This is a genomic window from Paraburkholderia sp. GAS42, from assembly GCF_050436565.1.
In the GTDB taxonomy this organism is placed as follows: Bacteria; Pseudomonadota; Gammaproteobacteria; order Burkholderiales; family Burkholderiaceae; genus Paraburkholderia.
The window spans coordinates 131,548-153,114 of record NZ_JBNDML010000008.1 but is presented as its reverse complement, the minus strand read 5'-3'; the positions used below and the strand labels follow the sequence as shown (position 1 = coordinate 153,114).

Annotated in this window: 20 protein-coding genes; 10 read left to right on the top strand and 10 right to left on the bottom strand. The window is 63.8% G+C overall.

The window, feature by feature from the left end; genetic code table 11:
- Nucleotides 1-142: 142 nt before the first annotated feature.
- On the bottom strand, nt 143-622 hold the full coding sequence (moaC, locus tag P3T16_RS14470) for a cyclic pyranopterin monophosphate synthase MoaC (protein WP_429342796.1): 480 nt from the start codon (nt 620-622) through the stop codon (nt 143-145).
- A 253-nt stretch (nt 623-875) separates the two neighbouring features.
- Between moaC and P3T16_RS14465 the strand changes: the two genes are divergently transcribed.
- Nucleotides 876-2,588, top strand: a complete 1,713-nt coding sequence (locus tag P3T16_RS14465; RefSeq protein WP_429342795.1) for a M48 family metalloprotease — start codon at nt 876-878, stop codon at nt 2,586-2,588.
- A gap of 43 nt (nt 2,589-2,631) precedes the next feature.
- Here the strand turns inward: P3T16_RS14465 and P3T16_RS14460 are convergent, their stop codons facing one another.
- The 6 genes from P3T16_RS14460 to P3T16_RS14435 form a co-directional block, all read right to left on the bottom strand.
- Complete coding sequence (locus tag P3T16_RS14460; RefSeq protein WP_429342794.1) at nt 2,632-3,210, bottom strand: DUF2946 family protein; 579 nt, start codon at nt 3,208-3,210, stop codon at nt 2,632-2,634.
- Nucleotides 3,203-4,279 (bottom strand): hydrolase, encoded by a 1,077-nt coding sequence (locus P3T16_RS14455; RefSeq protein ID WP_429342793.1) that lies wholly within the window; start codon nt 4,277-4,279, stop codon nt 3,203-3,205. The genes P3T16_RS14460 and P3T16_RS14455 overlap by 8 nt, the downstream gene beginning before the upstream one ends.
- 58 nt (nt 4,280-4,337) lie before the next feature.
- A complete protein-coding gene (locus tag P3T16_RS14450) occupies nt 4,338-4,784 on the bottom strand; it encodes a nuclear transport factor 2 family protein (RefSeq protein ID WP_429254699.1) in 447 nt (148 codons plus the stop codon).
- 170 nt (nt 4,785-4,954) lie between these two features.
- On the bottom strand, nt 4,955-5,980 hold the full coding sequence (gene waaF, locus P3T16_RS14445) for a lipopolysaccharide heptosyltransferase II (RefSeq protein WP_429342792.1): 1,026 nt from the start codon (nt 5,978-5,980) through the stop codon (nt 4,955-4,957).
- 145 nt (nt 5,981-6,125) lie between these two features.
- Nucleotides 6,126-6,320 (bottom strand): zinc-finger domain-containing protein, encoded by a 195-nt coding sequence (locus tag P3T16_RS14440; protein WP_429342791.1) that lies wholly within the window; start codon nt 6,318-6,320, stop codon nt 6,126-6,128.
- Nucleotides 6,321-6,394: 74 nt separating this feature from the next.
- Nucleotides 6,395-7,318, bottom strand: coding sequence for a branched-chain amino acid transaminase (locus tag P3T16_RS14435; RefSeq protein WP_429254697.1), 924 nt, complete (start codon nt 7,316-7,318; stop codon nt 6,395-6,397).
- A gap of 312 nt (nt 7,319-7,630) precedes the next feature.
- On the opposite strand from P3T16_RS14435, the gene P3T16_RS14430 reads away from it, so the two are divergent.
- The 9 genes from P3T16_RS14430 to P3T16_RS14390 all read left to right on the top strand — a co-directional run bounded on the left by P3T16_RS14430 (nt 7,631) and on the right by P3T16_RS14390 (nt 17,133).
- On the top strand, nt 7,631-8,377 hold the full coding sequence (locus P3T16_RS14430; protein WP_429255159.1) for an AzlC family ABC transporter permease: 747 nt from the start codon (nt 7,631-7,633) through the stop codon (nt 8,375-8,377).
- The gene (locus P3T16_RS14425; RefSeq protein WP_429342790.1) at nt 8,374-8,697 is read left to right on the top strand and encodes an AzlD domain-containing protein; all 324 of its coding nucleotides are present in this window, start codon (nt 8,374-8,376) and stop codon (nt 8,695-8,697) included. Before P3T16_RS14430 ends, P3T16_RS14425 begins: the two co-directional genes overlap by 4 nt.
- A 224-nt stretch (nt 8,698-8,921) precedes the next feature.
- On the top strand, nt 8,922-10,115 hold the full coding sequence (locus tag P3T16_RS14420) for a phosphoglycerate kinase (RefSeq protein ID WP_429342789.1): 1,194 nt from the start codon (nt 8,922-8,924) through the stop codon (nt 10,113-10,115).
- 382 nt (nt 10,116-10,497) lie between these two features.
- On the top strand, nt 10,498-11,934 hold the full coding sequence (gene pyk / locus P3T16_RS14415) for a pyruvate kinase (protein ID WP_429254694.1): 1,437 nt from the start codon (nt 10,498-10,500) through the stop codon (nt 11,932-11,934).
- A 177-nt stretch (nt 11,935-12,111) separates the two neighbouring features.
- Nucleotides 12,112-13,176, top strand: coding sequence for a class II fructose-bisphosphate aldolase (fba, locus tag P3T16_RS14410; protein WP_429342788.1), 1,065 nt, complete (start codon nt 12,112-12,114; stop codon nt 13,174-13,176).
- Between the two features lie 156 nt (nt 13,177-13,332).
- On the top strand, nt 13,333-14,223 hold the full coding sequence (locus P3T16_RS14405) for a phosphoribosylaminoimidazolesuccinocarboxamide synthase (protein WP_429254692.1): 891 nt from the start codon (nt 13,333-13,335) through the stop codon (nt 14,221-14,223).
- 44 nt (nt 14,224-14,267) lie between these two features.
- The gene (gene purE, locus P3T16_RS14400) at nt 14,268-14,786 is read left to right on the top strand and encodes a 5-(carboxyamino)imidazole ribonucleotide mutase (protein ID WP_429342787.1); all 519 of its coding nucleotides are present in this window, start codon (nt 14,268-14,270) and stop codon (nt 14,784-14,786) included.
- An 87-nt stretch (nt 14,787-14,873) separates the two neighbouring features.
- Nucleotides 14,874-16,070 (top strand): 5-(carboxyamino)imidazole ribonucleotide synthase, encoded by a 1,197-nt coding sequence (locus P3T16_RS14395; RefSeq protein WP_429254690.1) that lies wholly within the window; start codon nt 14,874-14,876, stop codon nt 16,068-16,070.
- A 13-nt stretch (nt 16,071-16,083) separates the two neighbouring features.
- Complete coding sequence (locus tag P3T16_RS14390) at nt 16,084-17,133, top strand: L-threonylcarbamoyladenylate synthase (protein WP_429342786.1); 1,050 nt, start codon at nt 16,084-16,086, stop codon at nt 17,131-17,133.
- A gap of 186 nt (nt 17,134-17,319) precedes the next feature.
- Here P3T16_RS14390 and P3T16_RS14385 read toward each other — a convergent pair whose 3' ends face one another.
- The 3 genes from P3T16_RS14385 to dacB form a co-directional block, all read right to left on the bottom strand.
- Nucleotides 17,320-18,507 (bottom strand): SGNH/GDSL hydrolase family protein, encoded by a 1,188-nt coding sequence (locus tag P3T16_RS14385; RefSeq protein WP_429342785.1) that lies wholly within the window; start codon nt 18,505-18,507, stop codon nt 17,320-17,322.
- 81 nt (nt 18,508-18,588) lie between these two features.
- Complete coding sequence (locus P3T16_RS14380; protein WP_429342784.1) at nt 18,589-19,536, bottom strand: sterol desaturase family protein; 948 nt, start codon at nt 19,534-19,536, stop codon at nt 18,589-18,591.
- A gap of 175 nt (nt 19,537-19,711) precedes the next feature.
- Nucleotides 19,712-21,412 carry a D-alanyl-D-alanine carboxypeptidase/D-alanyl-D-alanine endopeptidase gene (gene dacB, locus P3T16_RS14375; protein ID WP_429342783.1) on the bottom strand — a complete coding sequence of 567 codons (1,701 nt, stop codon included), beginning with the start codon at nt 21,410-21,412 and terminating at the stop codon, nt 19,712-19,714.
- Between the last annotated feature and the right edge of the window lie 155 nt (nt 21,413-21,567).

Here is a 21,567-nt window from a genome sequence, read left to right as displayed (position 1 = left end):
AACGCAGTGAACGGTGGCGGCGTGTCCGCCACCCGATCCGCCGTGTTTCTCCGTTCCGCACTGCAGCGATCGGGGTCGTCGACGACCACCCGGGGTGGTATCGCGAAATGCATTGAGGGAAAAGCGCATCCAGGAGAGCGAATTAATTCCCTGCCACCCAGTCCCCCGACTTCCCGCCGTGCTTCTCCAGCACCTTCACATCGGTGATCGTCATCCCGCGATCCACCGCCTTGCACATGTCATACACAGTCAGCAGTCCGACCTGCACAGCGGTCAGCGCTTCCATCTCCACTCCCGTTCGCCCCAGCGTTTCGACCTGCACGGTGCAATGCACGCCCGGCAACGTTGCATCCAGCGTGAAATCGACTGCGACGCGGGTGAGCGCAAGCGGATGACACAGCGGGATCAGGTCGGCGGTGCGTTTCGCGCCCTGGATGGCCGCAATCCGCGCGATGCCGATCACATCGCCTTTTTTCGCGTTGCCGTCGCGGATCAGCGCGAACGTCTCCGGCAGCATGCGGATCGTGCCGCTCGCGATCGCGATGCGCTTTGTCTCCTGCTTGCCGCCGACGTCGACCATATGCGCCTGACCGGCCGCGTCGAAATGGGTAAGTTCCGGCATGGTTGGCTCCTTAGAGGGCGCCTATCATAACAGCGCCCATTCCACGGTGATTGACGGTGATTCTCCGCCCCTCGCGACGTACGCGCAGCTTTCCCCCGAAACCGGCGCGACTGCTGGTGTGACCTCAGGCGCAACATCTCACGCCACAGCGCTCACGATACCGCCCCGCCACTGAGTACAATTGAAGCGCGCCCGACGCCGCCGCGCCGAGGCGCCCCGACTGGTTCCTGACCTTGCCTTTGCTCATCACGCAATGCGTCTGAAACAGCTTCTTGCAGTCTGTCTGTCGATCGCGCTCGCGGCGCCGCCGGGCGCGTTTGCGCAATCCTCGGCGCCAAAAACGACGCATGTCGCGTCGACGGACGCGCCGTCGCTCGAAATCGGGCCGATCAGTTCGTACGCCTCGCCGCTGATTCCCGACAATATCGCGCCCGGCGTGTTCGGCACGTACGGCGGCGCCCAGAGCCGCTTTGCCGGCACGCCGGGCGCCAACGTCAGTCTGCGCGCACCGATTTCGACGCTGCAACTGCCCGATCTCGGCGACGGCTCAGGCGGCACGCTCACGCCGCAAGCCGAGCGCAAGCTCGGCGAGCGCGTGATGCGCGAAGTCCGCGCCGATCCCGATTATCTCGACGACTGGCTCGTGCGCGACTATCTGAATTCGGTCTCCCGCAAACTGTCGACGGCGGCCAGCACGCTGTACATCGGCGGCTACCAGCCTGACTTCGATCTCTTCGCGATACGCGATCGGCAGATCAACGCCTTTTCGTTGCCGGGCGGCTTTATCGGCGTGAACACAGGCCTCATCGTCACGACGCAAACTGAGTCGGAACTGGCTTCCGTGATCGGCCACGAAATGGGACACGTGCTGCAGCGGCACATCGCGCGGATGATCACCGCCGGTGAGCACAGCGGCTACGCGGCGCTTGCCGCGCTGCTGCTGGGCATTCTCGCTGGCGTCGCCGCGCACAGCGGCGACCTGGGCAGCGCGATCGTGATGGGCGGCCAGGCCTATGCGCTCGACAACCAGTTGCGGTTCTCCCGCGCGGCCGAGCACGAAGCCGATCGCGTCGGCTTCCAGATGCTGGCCGGGGCGGGCTACGACCCGTACGCCATGTCGACGTTCTTTGGGCGGCTCGACCGCGCGTCGATGGGCGATGCCGGCGTTCCGGTCTACGCGCGTACCCATCCGCTGACGGGCGACCGGATCGCCGACATGGAAGATCGCGCGCGACGCACGCCGTATCGCCAGCCGCGTCAGTCACCAGAATACGGATTTGTACGCGCCCGGGCCCGGGTATTGCAGGACCGTTCGCGTAGCGACTACGCCGACGAGATTTCGCGGATGCGCACCGAGATCGAGGAGAAAACCGCGTTGAACGTCGCGGCTAACTGGTATGGCATCGCGTTCGCGCAGATGCTGCTCGAACGTTACGACGACGCCTCGGCATCGCTTGCCACGTCGCTGAAAACGTTCGACGCGACAGAGCGCAGCGAAGGCGCTGCGGCGCGCAGCTCGCCGAGTCTCGACGTGCTGGCCGTCGATATTGCGCGCCGCGCCGGTCGCAACGACGAAGCGGTGCGCCTCGCCGAAGTGGCGCAACGTCGCTGGCCGGACTCGCACGCCGCCATCGAAATGCGCCTGCAGACGCTGCTCAGCGCCCGCCGCTTTGCCGATGCGCAGGCGCTCGCGTTCAAGGAAACGCGTAGCGACCCGCAGCAGCCGCTGTGGTGGCGTTATCTTGCGCAGGCGAGCGTCGGCACCGGCGACGCGCTTACGCAGCATCGCGCGCTCGCGGAAAAATTTGCGCTGGAAGGGGCGTGGCCGTCGGCGATTCGCCAGTTGAAGGAAGCGCGCGACATCAAAACCGCCGGCTACTACGAGCTGTCGACGATCGACGCGCGTCTGCATGACTTCGAGACGCGCTACAAGGAAGAGCGCGAAGACGACAAGAATCGGGGGTGAGGCGGGCTGGGCCCAGTTGGGCCTGGGGTTGGGTCGATGGACCTTAATGGGCCGCTTCGGCCGCAGGACTCGCGACAAAGCCAAAGCGTGCAGCGACTTCGGCTCGCGGGATCGGCTGTAGCGGCAACGTCGCGTCGGCGCGCCAGTGGAATTCACCGCCGCTGCCGTCCGGTAGAACGACGGCGTGCTCCGAGAACAGATCGAGATCGTGGTCGTGCAACGCGGCTACGCGCAGCGGATTCGCCGCATCCGCGAACAGGATGCCGCCTTCATCGTCGAGAAACACCGCAGCGGGCACGAACGTGCCGCCGGCCTGATCGGTGAGCGCCAGCGCGCCTTCTGCATCCACGGCGAGGCGCACGATCCACGGCGTATAGACCAGCTCTACATACACGCGCTGCGGGCCGTTCTGAAAGAACCACTGGCCGCGCGCGTCGGATTCGTAATTGCGATTGATAAAGCCGAGCAGCGCCTCATGACGGATCGGTTCGCCAGGCGCGCCACGCGCCTGCGCGGCTTCGTCCCGCATCCGCCAGTTGCCGCGCCGGTCGAGCAGCAGCCAGCCGGTGCAATGCGGCACGTTTGGCCATTTGGCTAGCGCCTGTTTGACGATGTCATCCATGGTGGGCGAAGGGTGCGAGGTAGCCGAAAACCCGCTGTGCGAGCCAGTCGATGCGGCCCGGGAACGGCCCGGTCATGAAGCCGACGTGACCACCGTGATCCGGCTGGTCGAGTTCCACCAACGCCGACACCTCATGCCGTGACGGCAGCACTGAGCCCGGCAGGAATGGATCGTTGCGCGCGTTCAGCACGAGCGTCGGCACAGCGATGTCAGGCAGCAGCGGACGCGTCGTCGCGCGGGTCCAGTAGTCGTCGGTATCGCGAAAGCCATGCAGCGGCGCGGTCACGACGTTGTCAAATTCGTACATCGTGCGACTTGCGAGCATCGTGTGACGATCGAACAGGCCAGGAAACTGCGTGAGCTTCTGATCCGCTTTCAGCTTCAGCGTCTTCAGGAAGTTGCGCGTGTAGATCCTGCCGAAACCCTGCGAGAGCGCGCGCCCGCCTGCGTGAACATCGAGCGGTGCGGAAATCGCGGCGGCGGCTGTGACAAACGACGCATCCCGACCGCGTTCGCCGAGCCAGCGCAGCAGCACATTGCCGCCAAGCGACACGCCTGCCGCGACAATCGGCCCGTGATGAATGCTGCGCAGACGTCGCAGCATCCAGTCGACTTCATTGCTATCGGCGAGGTGATAAAAGCGCGGCAGCAGATTGAGCGGCCCGCTGCAACTGCGGAAGTGCGGCACGACGGCGTCCCAGCCGCGATCGCGCGCGGCGGCCATCAACGCGCGGGCATAGTGCGACGCGGAACTGCCTTCGAGGCCGTGAAACAGCACGAACAGCGGCTTGTCTTCGTTGCGGGCATCTGTCGCACGCTCATGCTCGCCAGCGGCAGACGAAGACTCGCGAACCAGCCAGTCGAGTTCGATGAAATCGCCGTCGGGCGTGTCCCAGCGTTCGCGCCGGTAGGCGACCTCAGGCAGGCGTGCAAACAGCGCGGGAATGATGGTTTGAACGTGGCCGTTCGGTAGCCATAACGGCGCGCGATAGTGGAGATCGGCAAGCAGTTCCGCGACGTCCTTGATGGGCGACGGGGCAGAACCATTGTTGTTGTGCGTCGTACTCATGCCAGCAACCAGCCAGATCAGATCGAATCGAATCGAAGAAACAGAAAAACAGCAACCGTCAGTGCAGCGGCCCCTGGCCGTGCCGCATCTTGGCCGCGAACTGGCTCGCCGCGGTGTCGGGCATCGGGCTCGCGTGAATATGCGCAATGCGCCATTCGCCGCGCTCGTGAACCATCACGTAGGTGGTGAAAACCATCGCGGGCTGGGCGGTGGGATCGGCCGGGCGATGCGCTTCGGCGATCGCGTAAACCACGGTGCCAAGGCTGTCGTAGACGCGGATATCGAGCGGTTCGATGGACACCCGATTGACTTCGAGCTGCACGGAAAGGCCAGCGCGGATGCTATCGAGGCCATGCAGGTGCGAGCCGTCCGCCCAGATGCAGCTGACGAACTCTTCATCGATCCACAGGCCCATCAAGCTGTCGATATTGACCTCGGCGATGGCCTGATACCAGGCGTTGAGGGTGTCGGCAGCGGCTTCGAAGATATGGGCAAAACGTGGCATGGCTCGTCAGTCTCATGTGCGCGGCGCGCGCGGTTGCGTGTCCGGGTGCGTCTCCGGACGTCTCGACAGTCAGCGGCAAGGCCCCGGCAATGCAGGACTTCCGCGAGGATGCCCGCGCCGTGAGGCGCAGGCATGACGCGATGAAGCATGCGTATGGCGATCAGACGGTTCTAGCGTTGCGCGACCAGCATGCCGCGCAGGTCATCGAAAACCTGTTCCGCGCTGAGCTGCCGCAGGCAGTTCAGATGGCCGAGCGGGCACTCGCGCTGGAAACAGGGACTGCATTCGAGATGCAGCCATTGTACCTTTGCAAGCTCCGACAGGGGCGGGGTGTGGCGCGGATCAGTCGAGCCGTAGACGGCCACCAGCGGCCGGCGCAGCGCCGCTGCGACGTGCATCAATCCGGAATCGTTGGTGACGACGGCACTCGCCCGCGAGATGAGCGCGCACGCTTCGCCGAGCGCAGTCTGGCCACACAGGTTGCGCACATTCGACGCGCGGTCGGCAATCGCCTCTGCGATCGGCGCGTCTTTCGGCGAGCCGAGCGCGACGATCTTCGTGTAGGGAAACGACTGGCCGATCATCTTCGCGAGCGCCGCGAAATGCTCCGGCGGCCAACGCTTGGCCGGACCGTATTCGGCGCCCGGACAGAACACCACCAGCGGCACGCGCGTATCCAGATTGAAGCGCGCCGATACGCGCGACGCTTCGTTCAGATCGGCGTCGAGGCGCGGCATCGGCAGATCCTCGGGCACCTTCGCGCCGGGCGTGTACGCGAGCGCGGCGTACTGGCCAACCATCGGCGGACGCTCTTCCTTGCGCGGATTCGCGTGACGCACGTTCAAGAGACCATAGCGGCTCTCGCCGGTATAGCCGATGCGCAGCGGAATACCCGCCATCCATGGGATCAGCGACGACTTCAGCGAGTTCGGGAGCACATAGGCGGCGTCATAGCCGACGTCCCGCAGATCGCTTGCCAGTTGCCAGCGGCGCAGCATCTGCAGCTTGCCGTGTGCGAGATCGGTGGCGTAGACGTCGCGAATCTCGGGCATGCGTTCGAGCACGGGCGCGACCCAGCTGGGCGCAACCGCATCGATCGCGATGCGCGGATGCAGTTTCACGAGCCGCGAGAAAAGCGGCTGCGCCATCAATGCGTCACCGATCCAGTTCGGTGCGATTACCAACGCGCGACGCATCAGGGTGTGTTTCCGGTGTCGAAATGAAGCGCCGCGCACGGAGGCGCGCGGCGTTCAGGGTGTTAGGGGTAGACGACTGGGCAAAGTGCGCCAGGCCGGAACGATATCCGGCCCGGCGCGGCTGCCCGCCGCGACGCGTGCGAGCTCAGTGGCCTTTGACCACTTCGCCTGCGCGCAGCTTGTAGCGCGTGCCGCAGTACGGGCAGCGTGCTTCGCCGTGCGTGACGTCGATGAAGACGCGCGGATGCGTGCTCCAGCGCGACATCGACGGATTCGGGCAATACGCGGGTAGATCTTTTGCCGACAGTTCAACCAGCGGCATTTCCTTGATTTCGCTCATGAGGACTTTCTCGTTGTATTCGGATGAAAACGCAGCGTGCGGCGCGTAGCGTGACGTAAGGAACGAACGAAGGCTTAAACCTTCGTCAGCCAGTTCGCGTACTTCGTGCTCTTGCCGTTCACGATATCGAAGAAGCCGGATTGCAGCTTTTCCGTGATCGGACCACGCGCGCCCGAACCGATCGTGCGGTTATCGAGTTCGCGGATCGGCGTGACTTCGGCGGCCGTGCCGGTGAAGAACGCTTCGTCGCAGGTGTAGACCTCGTCGCGCGTGATGCGCTTTTCGATCACTTCGATGCCCGCGTCTTTCGCCAGCGTGATCACGGTGTCGCGCGTGATGCCGTCGAGGCACGATGCCAGATCGGGCGTGTACAGCTTGCCGTTGTTCACGAGGAAGAAGTTCTCGCCCGAGCCTTCCGAGACGTAGCCGTCCACGTCCAGCAGCAGTGCTTCATCGTAACCGTCGGCGGTGGCTTCCTGGTTCGCCAGAATCGAGTTCACGTACCAGCCCGACGCCTTCGCGCGGACCATCGACACGTTCACATGGTGACGCGTGAACGATGACGTCTTCACGCGAATGCCCTTCTTCAATCCGTCTTCGCCGAGGTAAGCGCCCCACGGCCACGCGGCGATCGCCACGTGAATCGTGTTGCCCTTCGCCGACACGCCGAGCTTTTCCGAGCCGACCCAGATGATCGGGCGCAGATAGCAGGACTCCAGCTTGTTCTCGCGAACGACTTCGCGCTGCGCGGCGGCGAGCGTTTCGTGGTCGAACGGGACATCCATCTGGAAGATCTTCGCCGAGTTCAACAGGCGTTTGGTATGTTCCTGCAGACGGAAGATCGACGTACCGCCGTCGGCCGTCTTGTACGCGCGCACGCCTTCGAAGACGCCCATGCCGTAATGCAGCGTGTGGGTGAGGACGTGGATTTTGGCATCGCGCCAGTCGATAAGCTTGCCATCCATCCAGATCTTGCCGTCGCGGTCGGCCATTGACATACGATTCTCCAGGCGGTGCGTAATGAGGTGTCTGTGATGCCGTCGGGACGATCTGGCCGAAACGCGCGGCGTCATCACGGGCCCGAAAACAGGCCAGGCGGCGCGGCGCAGAAAGCCAAAACACAGATTCGTCAAGCGGCGAAGTCCGTTATTTTAGCGTCTTTTGCACACGGAACGGGCATTCAGCCACCTTACGGACGCTATAATTCTGCGCACACATAAATCAGTTCCGGATGCGCCAGCGGATGTTTTCCGACACGGTGTGTCCTTTCTGCTACGGCGGCGCATCGCGCGGCGCCATGCTCCGTCCAAATGCCCGCTCGCCTCTCTGATGTTGATCGCCGCGCCTTTCGCCAGGGCCTGCGCGACTATTCGCCAACCCTGATGGCGATTTTTTCCTGGGGGCTCGTCACGGGCATCGCGATGAGCAAATCCGTGCTGACGCTGCCTCAGGCGCTCGGCATGTCGCTCGCGGTGTATGCCGGCTCGTCGCAACTGGCCGTGCTGCCGCTGTTCGCTGCGAAGCTGCCGGTATGGACGATCCTGCTCACCGCCGCGATGGTCAACACACGCTTTGTGATCTTCAGCGCGGGCCTCGCGCCGCATTTCGCATATCTGCCGCTGTGGCGGCGCATGCTGATCGGCTATTTCAACGGCGACATCATCTATCTGCTGTTCCAGAAGAAAAGCTTCCCGACCGGTTTCCAGCCGGGCAAGGAAGCGTATTTCTGGGGAATGGCGATTGCCAGCTGGACGTCGTGGCAGGTGTCCTCGGTGGTCGGCATCCTGCTCGCGAGCCTGTTCCCCGACAACTGGGGGCTCGAACTGGCCGGCACGCTTGTGCTGCTGCCGCTCATGGTCTCGGCGATCGTTACGCGCTCCACGGCGGTGGCGGTTGCCATCGCGGGCGTCGTTTCGCTGCTCGCGTTCGACCTGCCGTACCGGCTCGCGCTGCCGCTGGCGGTGATCACGGCGATCGTCGCCGGCAGCATCACCGATTCGATCGTCGAGCGCGCCGACCTGCGCCGCATCCGCAACAGCGCCGGAGATTCCCGATGACCACCACGCAGGTCTGGCTCGCCATTCTCGGCATGACGTTCGTCACCGCCTTCACGCGCGCGATGTTCCTGATCGGCGGCGAACGCACGGTCTTGCCGGAGCGCGTGCAGCGCATGCTGCGCTACGCGCCGGCGGCCGCGCTGGCAGCGGTTGTCCTGCCCGACGTGCTCGAAACGGCCAACGGGCTGTCGTTCGGCCTGTCGAACCACGAGTTCTACGCAACGCTTGCCGGTCTCGCGTGGTATCTATGGCGACGCAGCATGCTCGGCACGATTCTCATCGGTATGGCGGTGTTCACCTTCCTGCGACTGGTTGTCTAGCATCGGCTTGCCGGCAATGCTGCGTCGCAGCATGCTTTCGCCTGCGCTCAAATGCTGGACATTCGCGGCCGCGCGGGTAAGAACGTCATGGGTATCGGTTAAAATAGCTCTCTTCCGGATCACTGCGCGAAGCCGCGGCCGATGCCGCCGGCGCCTGTTCAGCCTGTTTTGCAGGTAGCGCGCGCTGTCCGTCACCGCCTTCCAATCAACTGCATCCTGACACCATGACCCAAGTGAAGCGTCTCACCGATCTGATCGCCGAAGGCAAGCTCGCCGGCAAACGCGTGTTCATTCGCGCCGATCTGAACGTGCCGCAGGACGATCACGGCAACATCACCGAAGACACCCGTATCCGCGCCTCGGTGCCTGCCATCAAGGATGCGCTCGACGCCGGCGCGGCCGTCATGGTCACCTCGCACCTCGGCCGTCCGACTGAAGGCGAACTGAAGCCGGAAGACTCGCTCGCGCCGGTCGCAAAGCGCCTCGCCGAACTGCTTGGCCGTGATGTGCTGCTCGTCGCTAACTGGGTCGAAAACGGCGTGAACGTCGCGCCCGGCCAGGTCGTGCTGCTCGAGAACTGCCGCGTCAACAAGGGCGAAAAGAAGAATTCCGACGAACTCGCGCAGAAAATGGCGAAGCTGTGCGACGTCTATGTTAACGACGCATTCGGCACCGCGCACCGCGCCGAAGCCACCACCTACGGCATCGCGAAGTACGCGCCGGTCGCCTGCGCGGGTCCACTGCTGGCCGCCGAACTCGACGCGCTCGGCAAGGCGCTCGGCGCGCCGAAGCGTCCGCTGGTGGCGATCGTCGCCGGCTCGAAGGTGTCAACGAAGCTCACCATTCTCGATTCGCTGGCCGGCAAGGTCGACCAGCTGATCGTCGGCGGCGGCATTGCTAACACGTTCATGCTGGCCGCTGGCCTGAAGATCGGCAAGTCGCTTGCCGAAGCCGATCTGGTGAAGGAAGCGAAGGCGATCATCGACGCCGCCAAGGCCCGCGGCGCATCGGTGCCGATTCCGACGGACGTCGTCACCGCGAAGGAATTCTCGCCGACGGCAAAGGCCGAAGTGAAGGCCGTCGCTGACGTAGAGGACGATGACCTGATTCTCGATATCGGCCCGGACACCGCGAAGGCACTGGCCGCGCAACTGGAAAAAGCCGGCACGATCGTATGGAACGGCCCGGTCGGCGTGTTCGAATTCGACCAGTTCGGCAACGGCACGAAAACACTGGCTGACGCGATCGCAAAGTCGCCGGCGTTCTCGATTGCAGGCGGCGGCGATACGCTCGCGGCAATCGCCAAATACGGCATCCACGACAAGGTCAGCTACATTTCGACGGGCGGCGGCGCCTTCCTCGAATTCCTCGAAGGCAAGAAACTGCCCGCCGTCGAAATCCTGGAATCGCGGGCATAACGTGGTGACGCGCTCCCCGACGAAATCAGCCAAGGCGCGGCCCACGTCGCGCGCGACAGCCGCCGGGGAGCGCAGCGCGCGCCCCGGCAAGGCGGCGCCGGTGCCAGCCGGCGTAACCACCCCGGCGGCTCAGGACGATGCAGCATTGGCGCAGCAAACCCCCGTGCCAGCAACGCCCGTCACACCCGATCACGCAGCGCCGGTCCAGTCCGGCGCGCAGGCTCCAGACACTGCAGCACCGGCCAAAGCTGCTCTGCACACATCAAACAAAGCGACGCAGGCCCAAGCCAGCGCGCAACCCCAGGCAGCCGCTCACCCGGCAACGCCACCGAATCCGACTCGCAGCGCTCAATCCAGCGAACCTATCCAGACGAGGAGACTCATGCATCGCGCCACCAAGATTGTCGCCACCATCGGCCCGGCTTCCAGTACGCAGGAAATCCTGCTGCAAATGATTCAGGCCGGCTGCGATGTGGTGCGGCTCAACTTCTCGCACGGCACTGCCGACGACCATCGCCAACGCGCTGAGTTCGTCCGCGAAGCCGCGCGCCAGGCTGGCCGCGAAGTCGCCATCATGGCTGACCTGCAAGGCCCGAAGATCCGCGTCGGCAAGTTCGAAAACGGCAAGACGACGCTGATCGCCGGCAATTCATTCATCCTCGATTCAGCCTGCGAACTCGGTAATGACGATCGCGTCGGCCTCGACTACAAGGATCTGCCGCGCGACCTGAAACCAGGCGACGTGCTGCTCCTGAACGACGGCCTGATCGTCCTGAACGTCACGCGCGTGCTCGGCACCGAGATTCACACCACGGTGAAGGTCGGCGGCGAGCTGTCCAACAACAAGGGCATCAACCGCCAGGGTGGCGGCCTCACGGCGCCGGCGCTGACCGAAAAGGACATGGAAGACATCAAGACGGCGATGTCCCTGGGCGCGGATTTCGTCGCGGTATCGTTCCCGAAGAACGCGACCGACATGGAAATGGCCCGCCAGCTGGCCAACATCGCGGGCGCGCCTTACGGCATCAAGCCGAAGATGATCGCGAAGATCGAGCGCGCCGAAGCCATTCCGGCGCTGCAGGGCATCCTCGACGCTTCAGACGGCATCATGGTCGCGCGCGGCGATCTGGCTGTGGAAGTGGGGAATGCCGCAGTCCCGGCGCTGCAAAAGCGCATGATCCGTATGGCGCGTGATTCGAACAAGTTCGTCATCACCGCCACGCAGATGATGGAATCGATGATCCACGCCCCGGTACCGACGCGCGCCGAAGTGTCGGACGTCGCGAACGCCGTGCTCGACGGCACCGATGCGGTAATGCTGTCGGCGGAATCGGCGGCGGGCAAGTATCCGGTGCAGACCATCGAAACGATGGCCGCGATCTGCCTCGAGGCGGAAAAGTCGGAACAGTCGGAACTGGACAAGGACTTCCTCGACCGCACGTTTACGCGGATCGACCAGTCGATCGCGATGGGCGCGCTCTTCACCGCCTATCATCTCGGCGCGAAGGCGATCGTGGCGTTGACCGAATCGGGTTCGACCGCACTGTGGATGTCGCGTCACTGGACGCACGTGCCGATTTTCGCGCTCACGCCGCGTACCGGCAGCGAGCGCGCGATGGCGCTGTACCGCAACGTGACGTCGCTGCACCTCGACACCAACACCGACCGCGACACGGCGCTCGCGCAGGCGCTTGAGGCGGTGGTCGGCAAGGGCTATGCGTCGCACGGCGATATGGTGGTGCTGACGGTCGGCGAGCCGATGGGTCAGGCCGGCGGAACGAACACGCTGAAGATCGTGCGGGTGGGTGAACCGTACTGATCAGACTGGATTTTTACCCGATCGGCGCGGCGAACGGGCCGCGTTCCCGGGAGAGGCGGCGCGCCCCTGAGAGACGCTCAGGGAAGGCACGCACGGGAATGCGGCTTGCTTCGCGATAAAATCGTAAAAATTAGATGCCGACGGCACAGGTTTCGTTTCAATCTAAGGAGTTTCACCATGCCTCTCGTATCAATGCGTCAGTTGCTGGACCATGCCGCCGAAAACGGTTATGGCCTCCCGGCATTCAACGTGAATAACCTGGAACAGGTGCAGGCGATCATGGCGGCCGCGGACAAGGTCGGCGCGCCCGTCATCATGCAGGCATCGGCCGGCGCCCGGAAGTACGCCGGTGAGCCGTTCCTGCGTCACCTGATCGAAGCGGCAATCGAGTCGTATCCGCACATTCCGGTTGTGATGCACCAGGATCACGGGCAGTCGCCAGCAGTGTGTATGGCGGCCATGCGCAGTGGTTTTACGAGCGTGATGATGGACGGTTCGCTGGAGGCGGACGGCAAGTCGGTGGCGTCGTATGAATACAATGTCGATGTGTCGCGCAAGGTCGTGGAAATGGCGCACTCGATCGGCGTGACGGTCGAAGCCGAACTGGGCGTGCTCGGTTCGCTCGAAACGATGAAGGGCGACAAGGAAGACGGCCACGGCGCGGAAGGCACGATGACCCGCGAACAGTTGCTGACCGACGTCGAACAGGCGGCGGATTTCGTGAAGCTCACGCAGTGCGATGCGCTGGCCATCGCGATCGGTACGTCGCACGGCGCGTACAAGTTCACGAAGAAGCCGACGGGCGATATCCTGTCGATTCAGCGCATCAAGGAAATTCACCAGCGCATTCCGAATACGCACCTGGTGATGCACGGTTCGTCGTCGGTGCCGCAGGAACTGCTCGCGGAAATCCGCGAATTCGGCGGCGACATGAAGGAAACCTACGGCGTGCCGGTCGAAGAGATCCAGGAAGGCATCCGTAATGGCGTGCGCAAGATCAATATCGATACAGACTTGCGTCTCGCGATCACCGGTGCTATCCGTCGCGCGATGGCGGAAAATCCGTCGAAGTTCGACCCGCGCGACTACCTGAAACCGGCGCGTGAAGCCGCGAAGAAGGTGTGCGTGGACCGCTACATTGCGTTCGGCTGCGAAGGTCAGGCTTCGAAGATCAAGCCGCTCTCGCTCGATAAAATGGCGGAGAAGTACAAATCGGGCGACCTCAAGCAGGTTGTCCGCTAGGCTCATTGCCCAGCACTGACCTGGTCACCGGGCTGGCGAAGCGGCTAGCCATCCGGCCAGGTTGTTGTCAGACCGCCGTTCCCGCATGATCTGGGGAACGGCGTTTCCCTTTTGTTCCGGTCTTACTTTTTGCCTCATTTCTAGCGAACTACGACGATGTCTACCCTTTACGAATCCACGCTCCGCTCGCTGCCGCTGCTCGGCCGCGGCAAGGTCCGCGACAACTACGCGGTGGGCAACGACCAGTTGCTGATCGTCACGACCGACCGTCTGTCGGCGTTCGACGTCATCATGGGCGAGCCGATTCCCAACAAGGGTCGCGTGCTGAACCAGATGGCCAACTTCTGGTTCGACAAGCTGAAGCACATCGTCCCGAATCACCTGACGGGCGTCGAGCCGGAAACGGTCGTGGCGGCGGATGAAGTGGAGCAGGTGAAGGGCCGCGCCGTGGTCGTGAAGCGTCTGGAGCCGATTCTGGTGGAAGCGGTGGTGCGCGGTTATCTGGCCGGCAGCGGCTGGAAAGACTATCAAGCAACGGGTTCCGTCTGCGGCGTGGAACTGCCGCCGGGTCTGCAGAACGCGCAGAAGCTGCCCGAGCCCATTTTCACGCCGGCAGCCAAGGCCGAAATGGGTCACCACGACGAGAACATCACGTACAACGAGATGGAACGCCGCATCGGCACCGAACTGTCGGCCACGATCCGCGACATCTCGATCAGGCTGTACCAGGAAGCGGCTGAGTTCGCAGCCACGCGCGGCATCATCATCGCGGACACCAAGTTCGAATTCGGCCTGGACAATCACGGCAGGCTGTATCTGATGGACGAAGCACTGACCGCCGATTCGTCGCGTTTCTGGCCGGCGGATCAATACCAGGTCGGCACGAATCCGCCGTCGTTCGACAAGCAGTTCGTGCGCGACTGGCTCGAAACCCAGCCGTGGAAGAAAGAGCCGCCCGCACCGAAGCTGCCCGACGACGTCGTCACGAAGACGGGCGAAAAGTATCAGGAAGCGCTCGAACGCCTGACCGGGCAGAAGCTCGCTTAAGACGCCTCGGTCACTGAAGCCCGCCCGATAAGGAAGTTCGTAAGATGAGCGAAGCACAGATTGCCCACACGCATCCCGCACCACTCGTTGGCGTGCTGATGGGCTCCAGTTCCGACTGGGACATCATGAAACACGCCGTGGCACTCCTGCAGGAGTTTGGCGTGCCCTACGAAGCGAAAGTCGTCTCGGCACACCGCATGCCCGACGAGATGTTCGAGTACGCGGAGCGCGCGCGTGAGCGCGGCCTGTGCGCGATCATCGCGGGTGCGGGCGGTGCCGCGCATCTGCCGGGCATGCTGGCCGCCAAGACGACGGTGCCGGTGCTTGGCGTGCCGGTGGCGAGCAAGTATCTGAAGGGTGTCGATTCACTGCATTCGATTGTCCAGATGCCGAAGGGCGTGCCCGTCGCGACGTTTGCGATTGGCGAAGCCGGTGCCGCGAATGCGGCGCTGTTTGCCGTATCGATTTTGAGCGTGACGTCTACGGAGTACGCGAACCGGCTTGCTGCGTTCCGTGTACGTCAGAACGAAGCTGCACATGCTATGGTATTGCCCGCGCTGTAAGCGCGAACCGATGTTTCCTGCCTGACCCCGGCCGTTGCGCATCAGACTTCCTGGCTGCCTGCGCTGCGGCCGCTGCCGACCACTGAGATGAATTCAGACAACACTCCGGTTTCACCGATTCTGCCTGGCGCATGGCTGGGCATGGTCGGTGGCGGCCAGCTTGGCCGCATGTTCTGCTTTGCCGCGCAGGCGATGGGTTATCGCGTCGCCGTGCTCGATCCGGACGAAAACAGTCCGGCGGGCGCCGTCGCCGACCGCCATCTGCGCGCGGCTTACGACGACGAAGCGTCGCTTACCGAACTCGCGCGGTTGTGCGCGGCCGTTTCGACGGAGTTCGAGAACGTGCCCGCCGCGAGCCTCGATTTCCTCGCGCGTTATACGTTCGTCAGTCCGGCTGGACGATGCGTGGCGATCGCGCAGGACCGTATCGCTGAAAAGTGCTTTATTGCAGCGTCGGGCGTGGCGGTTGCGCCTCATGTGGTGATCGAATCGTCCGCAGCGCTTGAAGCGATCGACGACGCGAAGCTCGAAGCGGTGTTGCCCGGCATTCTCAAAACGGCGCGACTCGGTTACGACGGCAAAGGCCAGATCCGCGTGCGCAACGCCGTGGAGGTCCGCGAGGCGCATGCGTCGCTGGGCGGTGTGGCGTGCGTGCTGGAAAAGCGTCTGCCGTTGAAGTTCGAGGTCTCGGCGCTGATTGCGCGTGGCGCGAACGGTACGTCGGCGGTGTACCCGCTCGCGCAGAACACGCATCGCGACGGCGTGCTGTCGCACACGATCGTGCCGGCGCCGGATGCGAGCGCGTCGCTCGTGGAGCAGGCGCAGCAGGCGGCGATGCAGATCGCCGCGAAGCTGGAGTACGTCGGCGTGTTGTGCGTCGAATTCTTCATTCTGGAAGACGGCTCGCTGGTCGCCAACGAGATGGCGCCGCGTCCGCACAATTCCGGTCACTACACCGTCGATGCGTGCGCGACCAGCCAGTTCGAGCAGCAGGTTCGCGCGATGACGGGTATGCCGCTTGGCGATACGCGCCAGCACTCGCCGGCGGTGATGCTGAATATCCTCGGCGACGTCTGGTTCAAGGACGGCCCGAAGCGCGCGGCGGTCACCCCGCCATGGCACGAAGTGGCGGCGATGCACTCGGCGCGGCTGCATTTATATGGCAAGGAAGAGGCGCGACCGGGCCGCAAGATGGGCCACGTGAACTTTACCGCCGCGACGCTCGAGGAAGCGCGCACGGCGGCGCGTGACTGTGCGCGTCTCTTGCACATCCTCAAGAGCTGAGACGGCTGACACGATGCCGGAACAACCGAAATCGCGGGATCGAGGCGCGCTCCCAGTCGGCGAGGCGGACATCGCGAAGGCGGCGGCGCTGCTCGACGCAGGCGAACTGGTCGCATTTCCGACCGAGACCGTCTACGGGCTTGGCGGCGATGCTGAAAGCGCGGATGCGGTCGCGCGCATCTATGCCGCGAAGGGCCGGCCGGCGAATCATCCGGTGATCGTCCACCTCGCGCCGGGCGGCGATCCGGGCTATTGGGTCGAGCATCTGCCTTCCGAGGCGCAACGGCTCATCGATGCGTTCTGGCCCGGTCCGCTTACGCTGATTTTGAAGCGTGCCGCGCATATTCCGTCCGCCGTGAGCGGCGGACAGGATTCGGTCGGGTTGCGTTGTCCCTCGCATCCTGTCGCGCAGGCGTTGCTCACTGCGTTCAGCGCGCTGCGTGGCGGGCATGGCGGCGTCGCTGCGCCGTCGGCGAACCGGTTTGGTCACGTGAGCCCGACGACCGCGCAGCATGTGCGTGAGGAATTTGGCGATTCGATTCATGTGCTCGACGGCGGGTCGTCGGAGGTCGGGATCGAATCGACGATTGTGGATCTGTCGCGCGGATTTCCTGCGTTGCTGCGTCCGGGGCGTGTTACGCCGCAGGATATCGCCGACGTGCTGGGCGAGATGCCGCGCCTGCCGGATGGCTCGGACGCCACGGCGCCGCGCGCGTCGGGCACACTGAAGGCGCATTACGCGCCGCGTACACCGCTCGCGCTGCTGCCGTTCGAGGCGCTGGAGCCGATGCTGGAAGCGCGTCTGTCGGACGCGCGTGTTGCGTTAGTGGCGCGCGTTTCGCGCGCGGGAGAATGGGCTGACGCTGATGGCGTGTATTTCGTCGCGGCGCCGGAAGATCCGCATGTTTACGCACGTGAGTTGTACAGCCTGCTGCGCGCGCTCGATCGTGCCAACGTGACGCGCATCCTGATCGAGAAGCTACCGGATACGATCGAGTGGATCGCGGTCAACGACCGGTTGGGACGGGCGGCTGCGGCGTTTGAGGCGCAGGGCCAGGCGTAGACGCAGGCGTACGCGAGGAAGGACTCCGCTTGCGGAGAGCCCGACAGCTGTGTGCAGCCGGCGTGGTCACGCCATCCACTGGATCGCGCAACGCCATCCAGCCAACGTAATAAAAAATGCCCGGCTCAACCGAACCGGGCATTGCTGATCAGCACACGAGCCGATCGCTAATCCAGCCACATCAGCTTACTTCCCAATGCCGTGCTGGGCGATCGCCTGCTCGACGGTCTGGGCGAAGAGCGCATGCAGGTGCGTGGACGGATGGACCTGATCCGCGAACATGTACGTCTGATCCGCGCCGGCCACCGTGTAGGTTTGCGGTGAGCAGAACAGCGACGAGCCGAACGAGGTGCCGAAGTCGCTTGCGGTCTGGCCCGGTGCCAGCACGCTCGGGTTCTGCTGGGCATAGGCGGTTGCCGACTGCACCATCTTCGCCAGCGCGCACCCCGTATCGGTGTTGGATACCGTAAAGCCCAGCGACTGATAGTTGGCCAGTGACTGGTCCAGCCACGCATACGCGCTCACATAGATGACCTGCGGGACGTTGCTCAAATACTGTTTCAGCGCGTTGTTGTAGGGCACGACGAGTGAATCGAACAGCCCCTGAGCGGTTGCGCCGCCCTGAACACCTTCGGGCGTCAGCTTGATATCAGGCACGTCCGATACGACGACATGCGCCGCGCCCTTTGAAAGGATCAGCTGAACCGCCCCGACGAACTGCGTTGCTGCCGTGGTCATACCGGTAGTCGCTTGCGCCTGTGCCGCCGCCAGTGCCGAAGGCGGGGCCGTGCCAGCCTGGACGGCTGCGGCAGTTTTCTGGATGACCGTTGCCCAGTAGAAAATGTCGTTGGCACCACCGTTGATCAGCACCAGCTGGTTCGAATTGAACGTGCCGTGTTGCGTGATGTATTGATTGACCTGATCGACGATCGGCACTGTGGTCAGTTGCGCGTAAGGGGGCAGCGGCGGGCTCGCAAAGCCGATACCCGGCTGGGTCCCGACGCGTGATCCACCCTGGGCATAGCCTAGCCCGCTCGTCGCGACCAGCGGCTGGCCGAAACCACCCTGATTCGCCGCCGTCAACGTATCCCCATAGTATTCGGCAACCTTCTGGGTCCAGATCTCACCCGGATTGGTCGTAAATCGCCCGCCACCAAAACTCGCCGTAATCACCGGCGCATACGTACCCACATCCGACAGGCTGTCGCCAAACGACACCACCTGCAGCTTCACTCCGCCCGGCGGCGTGCTGCTCGCGTTGTTGTTGTTATCGCTACCGCCGCCACAGGCGGCGAGCAACGCAAACGCTGCGCCTGCGATCGCGCACTGCGCGACCCGCACCAATCCCCGGTGTCCGATTCCGTTGTGCTTCATGTTGACTTCATCTCCTCGTGTGTCTGGCCTTATGCCATGTGATGCAGGCAGCGTCCGCCGTTTCGACGGCGTGACGGGTGCTTACAGATTTTCTCTTTCATCTTGCGCTGTGCGAAACACGATCGCGTCTCCTCGCCGGCTACTGCCAGCATCGCTCGCATCATTCATACCCGACATCTGCGCGTGAAAGGCCGCGGCCCACGCGGGCGGGGCGAACAGCGCGCGCAGCCTGTTGCGCCATCCCGACACGCGCGCTGCATCGGCGAACATCGAACCCCACTCATGAAACGTCGCCTTCAGCGGGTTGAAGGTGTGAAGCGGCTCGACGATGCCGTACACCGGCGGATCGACCGGATCCTCGTCGACATAACTGCCGAACAGACGATCCCAGACCGACAGCACGCCCGCGTAGTTGCGATCGATATAACGGTCGTTGCGCGCGTGATGAACGCGATGCATCGACGGCGTGTTGAACACGTATCCGAGCCACCGGAGCTGACCGAACAGCTGCGTGTGGACGAAAAACTGAAAACCGAGATTGATCAGCACGATCGCGACGATCTGTGTCGGCGGAAAACCGAGTACCGCAAGCGGCGTCCAGAAAAGCCACATGCCCGCGACCGGATACATCAGGCTTTGCCGGAAGGCGGTGGAAAAATTCATGCGCTCCGACGAGTGATGCACGACGTGCGCGGCCCACAGCCAGCGCACGCGATGGCTGCATCGATGAAAGACGTAGTAGAGAAAATCCTGAGCGACGAACAGCACGACAAACGACGCCCAGCCTGACTGCCACGTGAAGAGGCGGTAGTGGTCGTAGAAAAACGCGTAGACGGGAATGATCGCGGGCCATGCGAGCTTGTCCGCGGCCTGCTGAAGCAGCGCGAGCGCGGCGTTGCACAGCGTGTCCCGCCAGCTGTAGATGCCGGCTTCCGGACGCGTGCGATGGAGGTGCCACGCCTCCCAGCCGATGCATGCGAGAAACACGGGCGCCATGGCGAGCAGAAGCAATTCAGCATCGAATTGCATGGTCGTCTTCCTCCTCGTCCCCTGTACCTGTCGTTGTCGTTTGATTGCATCGCGCGGCGCCGGGCGGCGCACGATGTGGGTCCTCATGCGATTGTTTGAAGCTGCATCCTGGACGTTGTCCGACAGCGTACACGCTACATGCACGCGTCACGAATGGCTTCCGTAGAAGAATCCTTCAATGCCCGCCGCGCGGATGCGGGTTTTTCCTGGGCTTTGCACGTGGTGCGTCAGAAATATCCGACATCGGCATCGACGGCCCCTTATAGATCCATTCGAGAAGCGCGTCATGCGCGGCACGCGCGGCTTCGGCGTGCGGATCGTTGATGAAGCTCACGACGACGTAACTCACGCCATCCGCAGACGCCACGTAGCCCGCGATCGCGCGCACGTCGCGCAACGTGCCGGTCTTGATGTGCGCGTTGCCGTTGACGGGCTGCGACGTCAGCCGGTTGCGCATCGTGCCGTCGACGCCGGCGATCGGCAGCGATTCGACGAACACCTGCGCAACAGGACTCGCGTTAGCCGACTGGAGGAGGTCCGCTAGCGAGACAGCCGGGATATGCTCATCCCGTGAGAGACCTGAGCCGTTTTCGAGCTGCAGATATTCGGTGGGCAGGCCGCTGCGATGCATGAAGGTATCGATGGCGTCGACTGATTTTTCCGGCGTCGCGGGCGGCTTGCTGATCACGGCGCCGATCGTCAGGAACAGGTTGCGCGCCATCGTGTTGTTGCTGAACTTGTTGATGTCGCGAACGATGTCCGAGAGCGCTGGCCCCTGGTGAACGGCGACCGGTCTGGCGGTGGCGGGCACCGGCCCTTCGCGGGTCGTGCCCGTGAATGTGCCGCCGCTTTGCTGCCATAGCGCGAGGAAGCCGCCCGCGAAGAATGCCGTGTGATCGAGCACAGCGACGTTGACCGTACGGTCGCCGCAGCGCACCGGATAGTCGCCGCTGAACGAGGCCGACACGGTGCCGTTCTGCATCGGCGTCACCGTGGGCGTGACGGCGGTCAGGTTGCCGCGGCACGGGCCGTTCGTCGCGCGAAGCTGGTTGTCGATCTGCAGTTGCGCGAGCGCGGGCAACACGTCGATGGCGACGGTGCCGTCGGGCGAAGGTGTCAGCGAGAACGACAGCGACTTGAACGCGTACAGCAGCGGATCGGGGCCGACGTTGTACGGCGCGGTGGTGTCGTCATCGAATGGCGGGAGATCGCGTGTCGATGCGTCGAAGAAACGCTTGTCGAGCACAAGTGCGCCGTCGATGCCCTTGATGCCTGACGTGTGAATCTTCTGCACGAGGTCGATCAGCTCTTCAGGCACGAGCTTCGGGTCGCCCGTGCCCTGGATGTAGAGATTGCCGTGCAGTACGCCATTGCCGTCGACGGTGCCGTCGGCGAAGGCACTCGTGCGCCAGCGATAGTCCGGGCCGAGTATCGACAGGCCGGCGTAGGTCGTGACGAGCTTCATCGTCGAAGCGGGCATCATCGGTTTGCCTGCGTTGAGCGCGAGGATCGGCGTACGGTCGCCGATCTTCTCGACAACCACGCTCACCGACGAAAGCGGCACGTGCGCGCGCGCGAGTCCTGCCATGACGGACGGCGGCAGCACCGTGGTGACGTTGACGGCGGGGTTCTTCGCCTTCGTGCGTGCGTAGGCGGGTGCGGGAGTCGCAATAAAGGCGAGCGTGAGCGCAAGCGCAACGACGCCAGCAAAAGGCACGCGGGCCGCGAGTGGGGCATGCGTACGCGGCGCGGCACGGAAACCGGAAGGCAGCGCGCCATCCGCCTCGCCGCGGCGCCACGACGTAGCGGCACGATCGGATAAAACACGGCGCAGCGTGAGACTGCGCGCAGCGGCGGAAAGAAAAGCGGTCGTCATGCGAGAGGGCGGGAGATCAGGGCCTGGTGGGGCTGCGCGTTGCGCGGGGCGGCCGGGCAATCAGACTGAAAGCCACGCGGCGTCACGCAAAAGCGCTCATTGTAGAGATAACCCGTGACGCTGCGCGAAAACGCAGGCATCGGGCGACCTTCAAA

What these genes read in the sequence shown, in the direction of transcription:
- purE (WP_429342787.1), top strand. Translation starts at nt 14,268, where the DNA reads ATGAGCGAAGCACAGATTGCCCACACGCATCCCGCACCACTCGTTGGC.
- P3T16_RS14460 (WP_429342794.1), bottom strand. Translation starts at nt 3,210, where the DNA reads ATGGATGACATCGTCAAACAGGCGCTAGCCAAATGGCCAAACGTGCCG.
- P3T16_RS14380 (WP_429342784.1), bottom strand. Translation starts at nt 19,536, where the DNA reads ATGCAATTCGATGCTGAATTGCTTCTGCTCGCCATGGCGCCCGTGTTT.
- P3T16_RS14425 (WP_429342790.1), top strand. Translation starts at nt 8,374, where the DNA reads ATGACCACCACGCAGGTCTGGCTCGCCATTCTCGGCATGACGTTCGTC.
- P3T16_RS14455 (WP_429342793.1), bottom strand. Translation starts at nt 4,279, where the DNA reads ATGAGTACGACGCACAACAACAATGGTTCTGCCCCGTCGCCCATCAAG.
- P3T16_RS14435 (WP_429254697.1), bottom strand. Translation starts at nt 7,318, where the DNA reads ATGTCAATGGCCGACCGCGACGGCAAGATCTGGATGGATGGCAAGCTT.
- P3T16_RS14385 (WP_429342785.1), bottom strand. Translation starts at nt 18,507, where the DNA reads ATGAAGCACAACGGAATCGGACACCGGGGATTGGTGCGGGTCGCGCAG.
- P3T16_RS14395 (WP_429254690.1), top strand. Translation starts at nt 14,874, where the DNA reads ATGAATTCAGACAACACTCCGGTTTCACCGATTCTGCCTGGCGCATGG.
- P3T16_RS14405 (WP_429254692.1), top strand. Translation starts at nt 13,333, where the DNA reads ATGTCTACCCTTTACGAATCCACGCTCCGCTCGCTGCCGCTGCTCGGC.
- dacB (WP_429342783.1), bottom strand. Translation starts at nt 21,412, where the DNA reads ATGACGACCGCTTTTCTTTCCGCCGCTGCGCGCAGTCTCACGCTGCGC.
- P3T16_RS14465 (WP_429342795.1), top strand. Translation starts at nt 876, where the DNA reads ATGCGTCTGAAACAGCTTCTTGCAGTCTGTCTGTCGATCGCGCTCGCG.
- pyk (WP_429254694.1), top strand. Translation starts at nt 10,498, where the DNA reads ATGCATCGCGCCACCAAGATTGTCGCCACCATCGGCCCGGCTTCCAGT.
- waaF (WP_429342792.1), bottom strand. Translation starts at nt 5,980, where the DNA reads ATGCGTCGCGCGTTGGTAATCGCACCGAACTGGATCGGTGACGCATTG.
- P3T16_RS14430 (WP_429255159.1), top strand. Translation starts at nt 7,631, where the DNA reads ATGCCCGCTCGCCTCTCTGATGTTGATCGCCGCGCCTTTCGCCAGGGC.
- P3T16_RS14390 (WP_429342786.1), top strand. Translation starts at nt 16,084, where the DNA reads ATGCCGGAACAACCGAAATCGCGGGATCGAGGCGCGCTCCCAGTCGGC.
- P3T16_RS14420 (WP_429342789.1), top strand. Translation starts at nt 8,922, where the DNA reads ATGACCCAAGTGAAGCGTCTCACCGATCTGATCGCCGAAGGCAAGCTC.
- P3T16_RS14450 (WP_429254699.1), bottom strand. Translation starts at nt 4,784, where the DNA reads ATGCCACGTTTTGCCCATATCTTCGAAGCCGCTGCCGACACCCTCAAC.
- moaC (WP_429342796.1), bottom strand. Translation starts at nt 622, where the DNA reads ATGCCGGAACTTACCCATTTCGACGCGGCCGGTCAGGCGCATATGGTC.
- fba (WP_429342788.1), top strand. Translation starts at nt 12,112, where the DNA reads ATGCCTCTCGTATCAATGCGTCAGTTGCTGGACCATGCCGCCGAAAAC.
- P3T16_RS14440 (WP_429342791.1), bottom strand. Translation starts at nt 6,320, where the DNA reads ATGAGCGAAATCAAGGAAATGCCGCTGGTTGAACTGTCGGCAAAAGAT.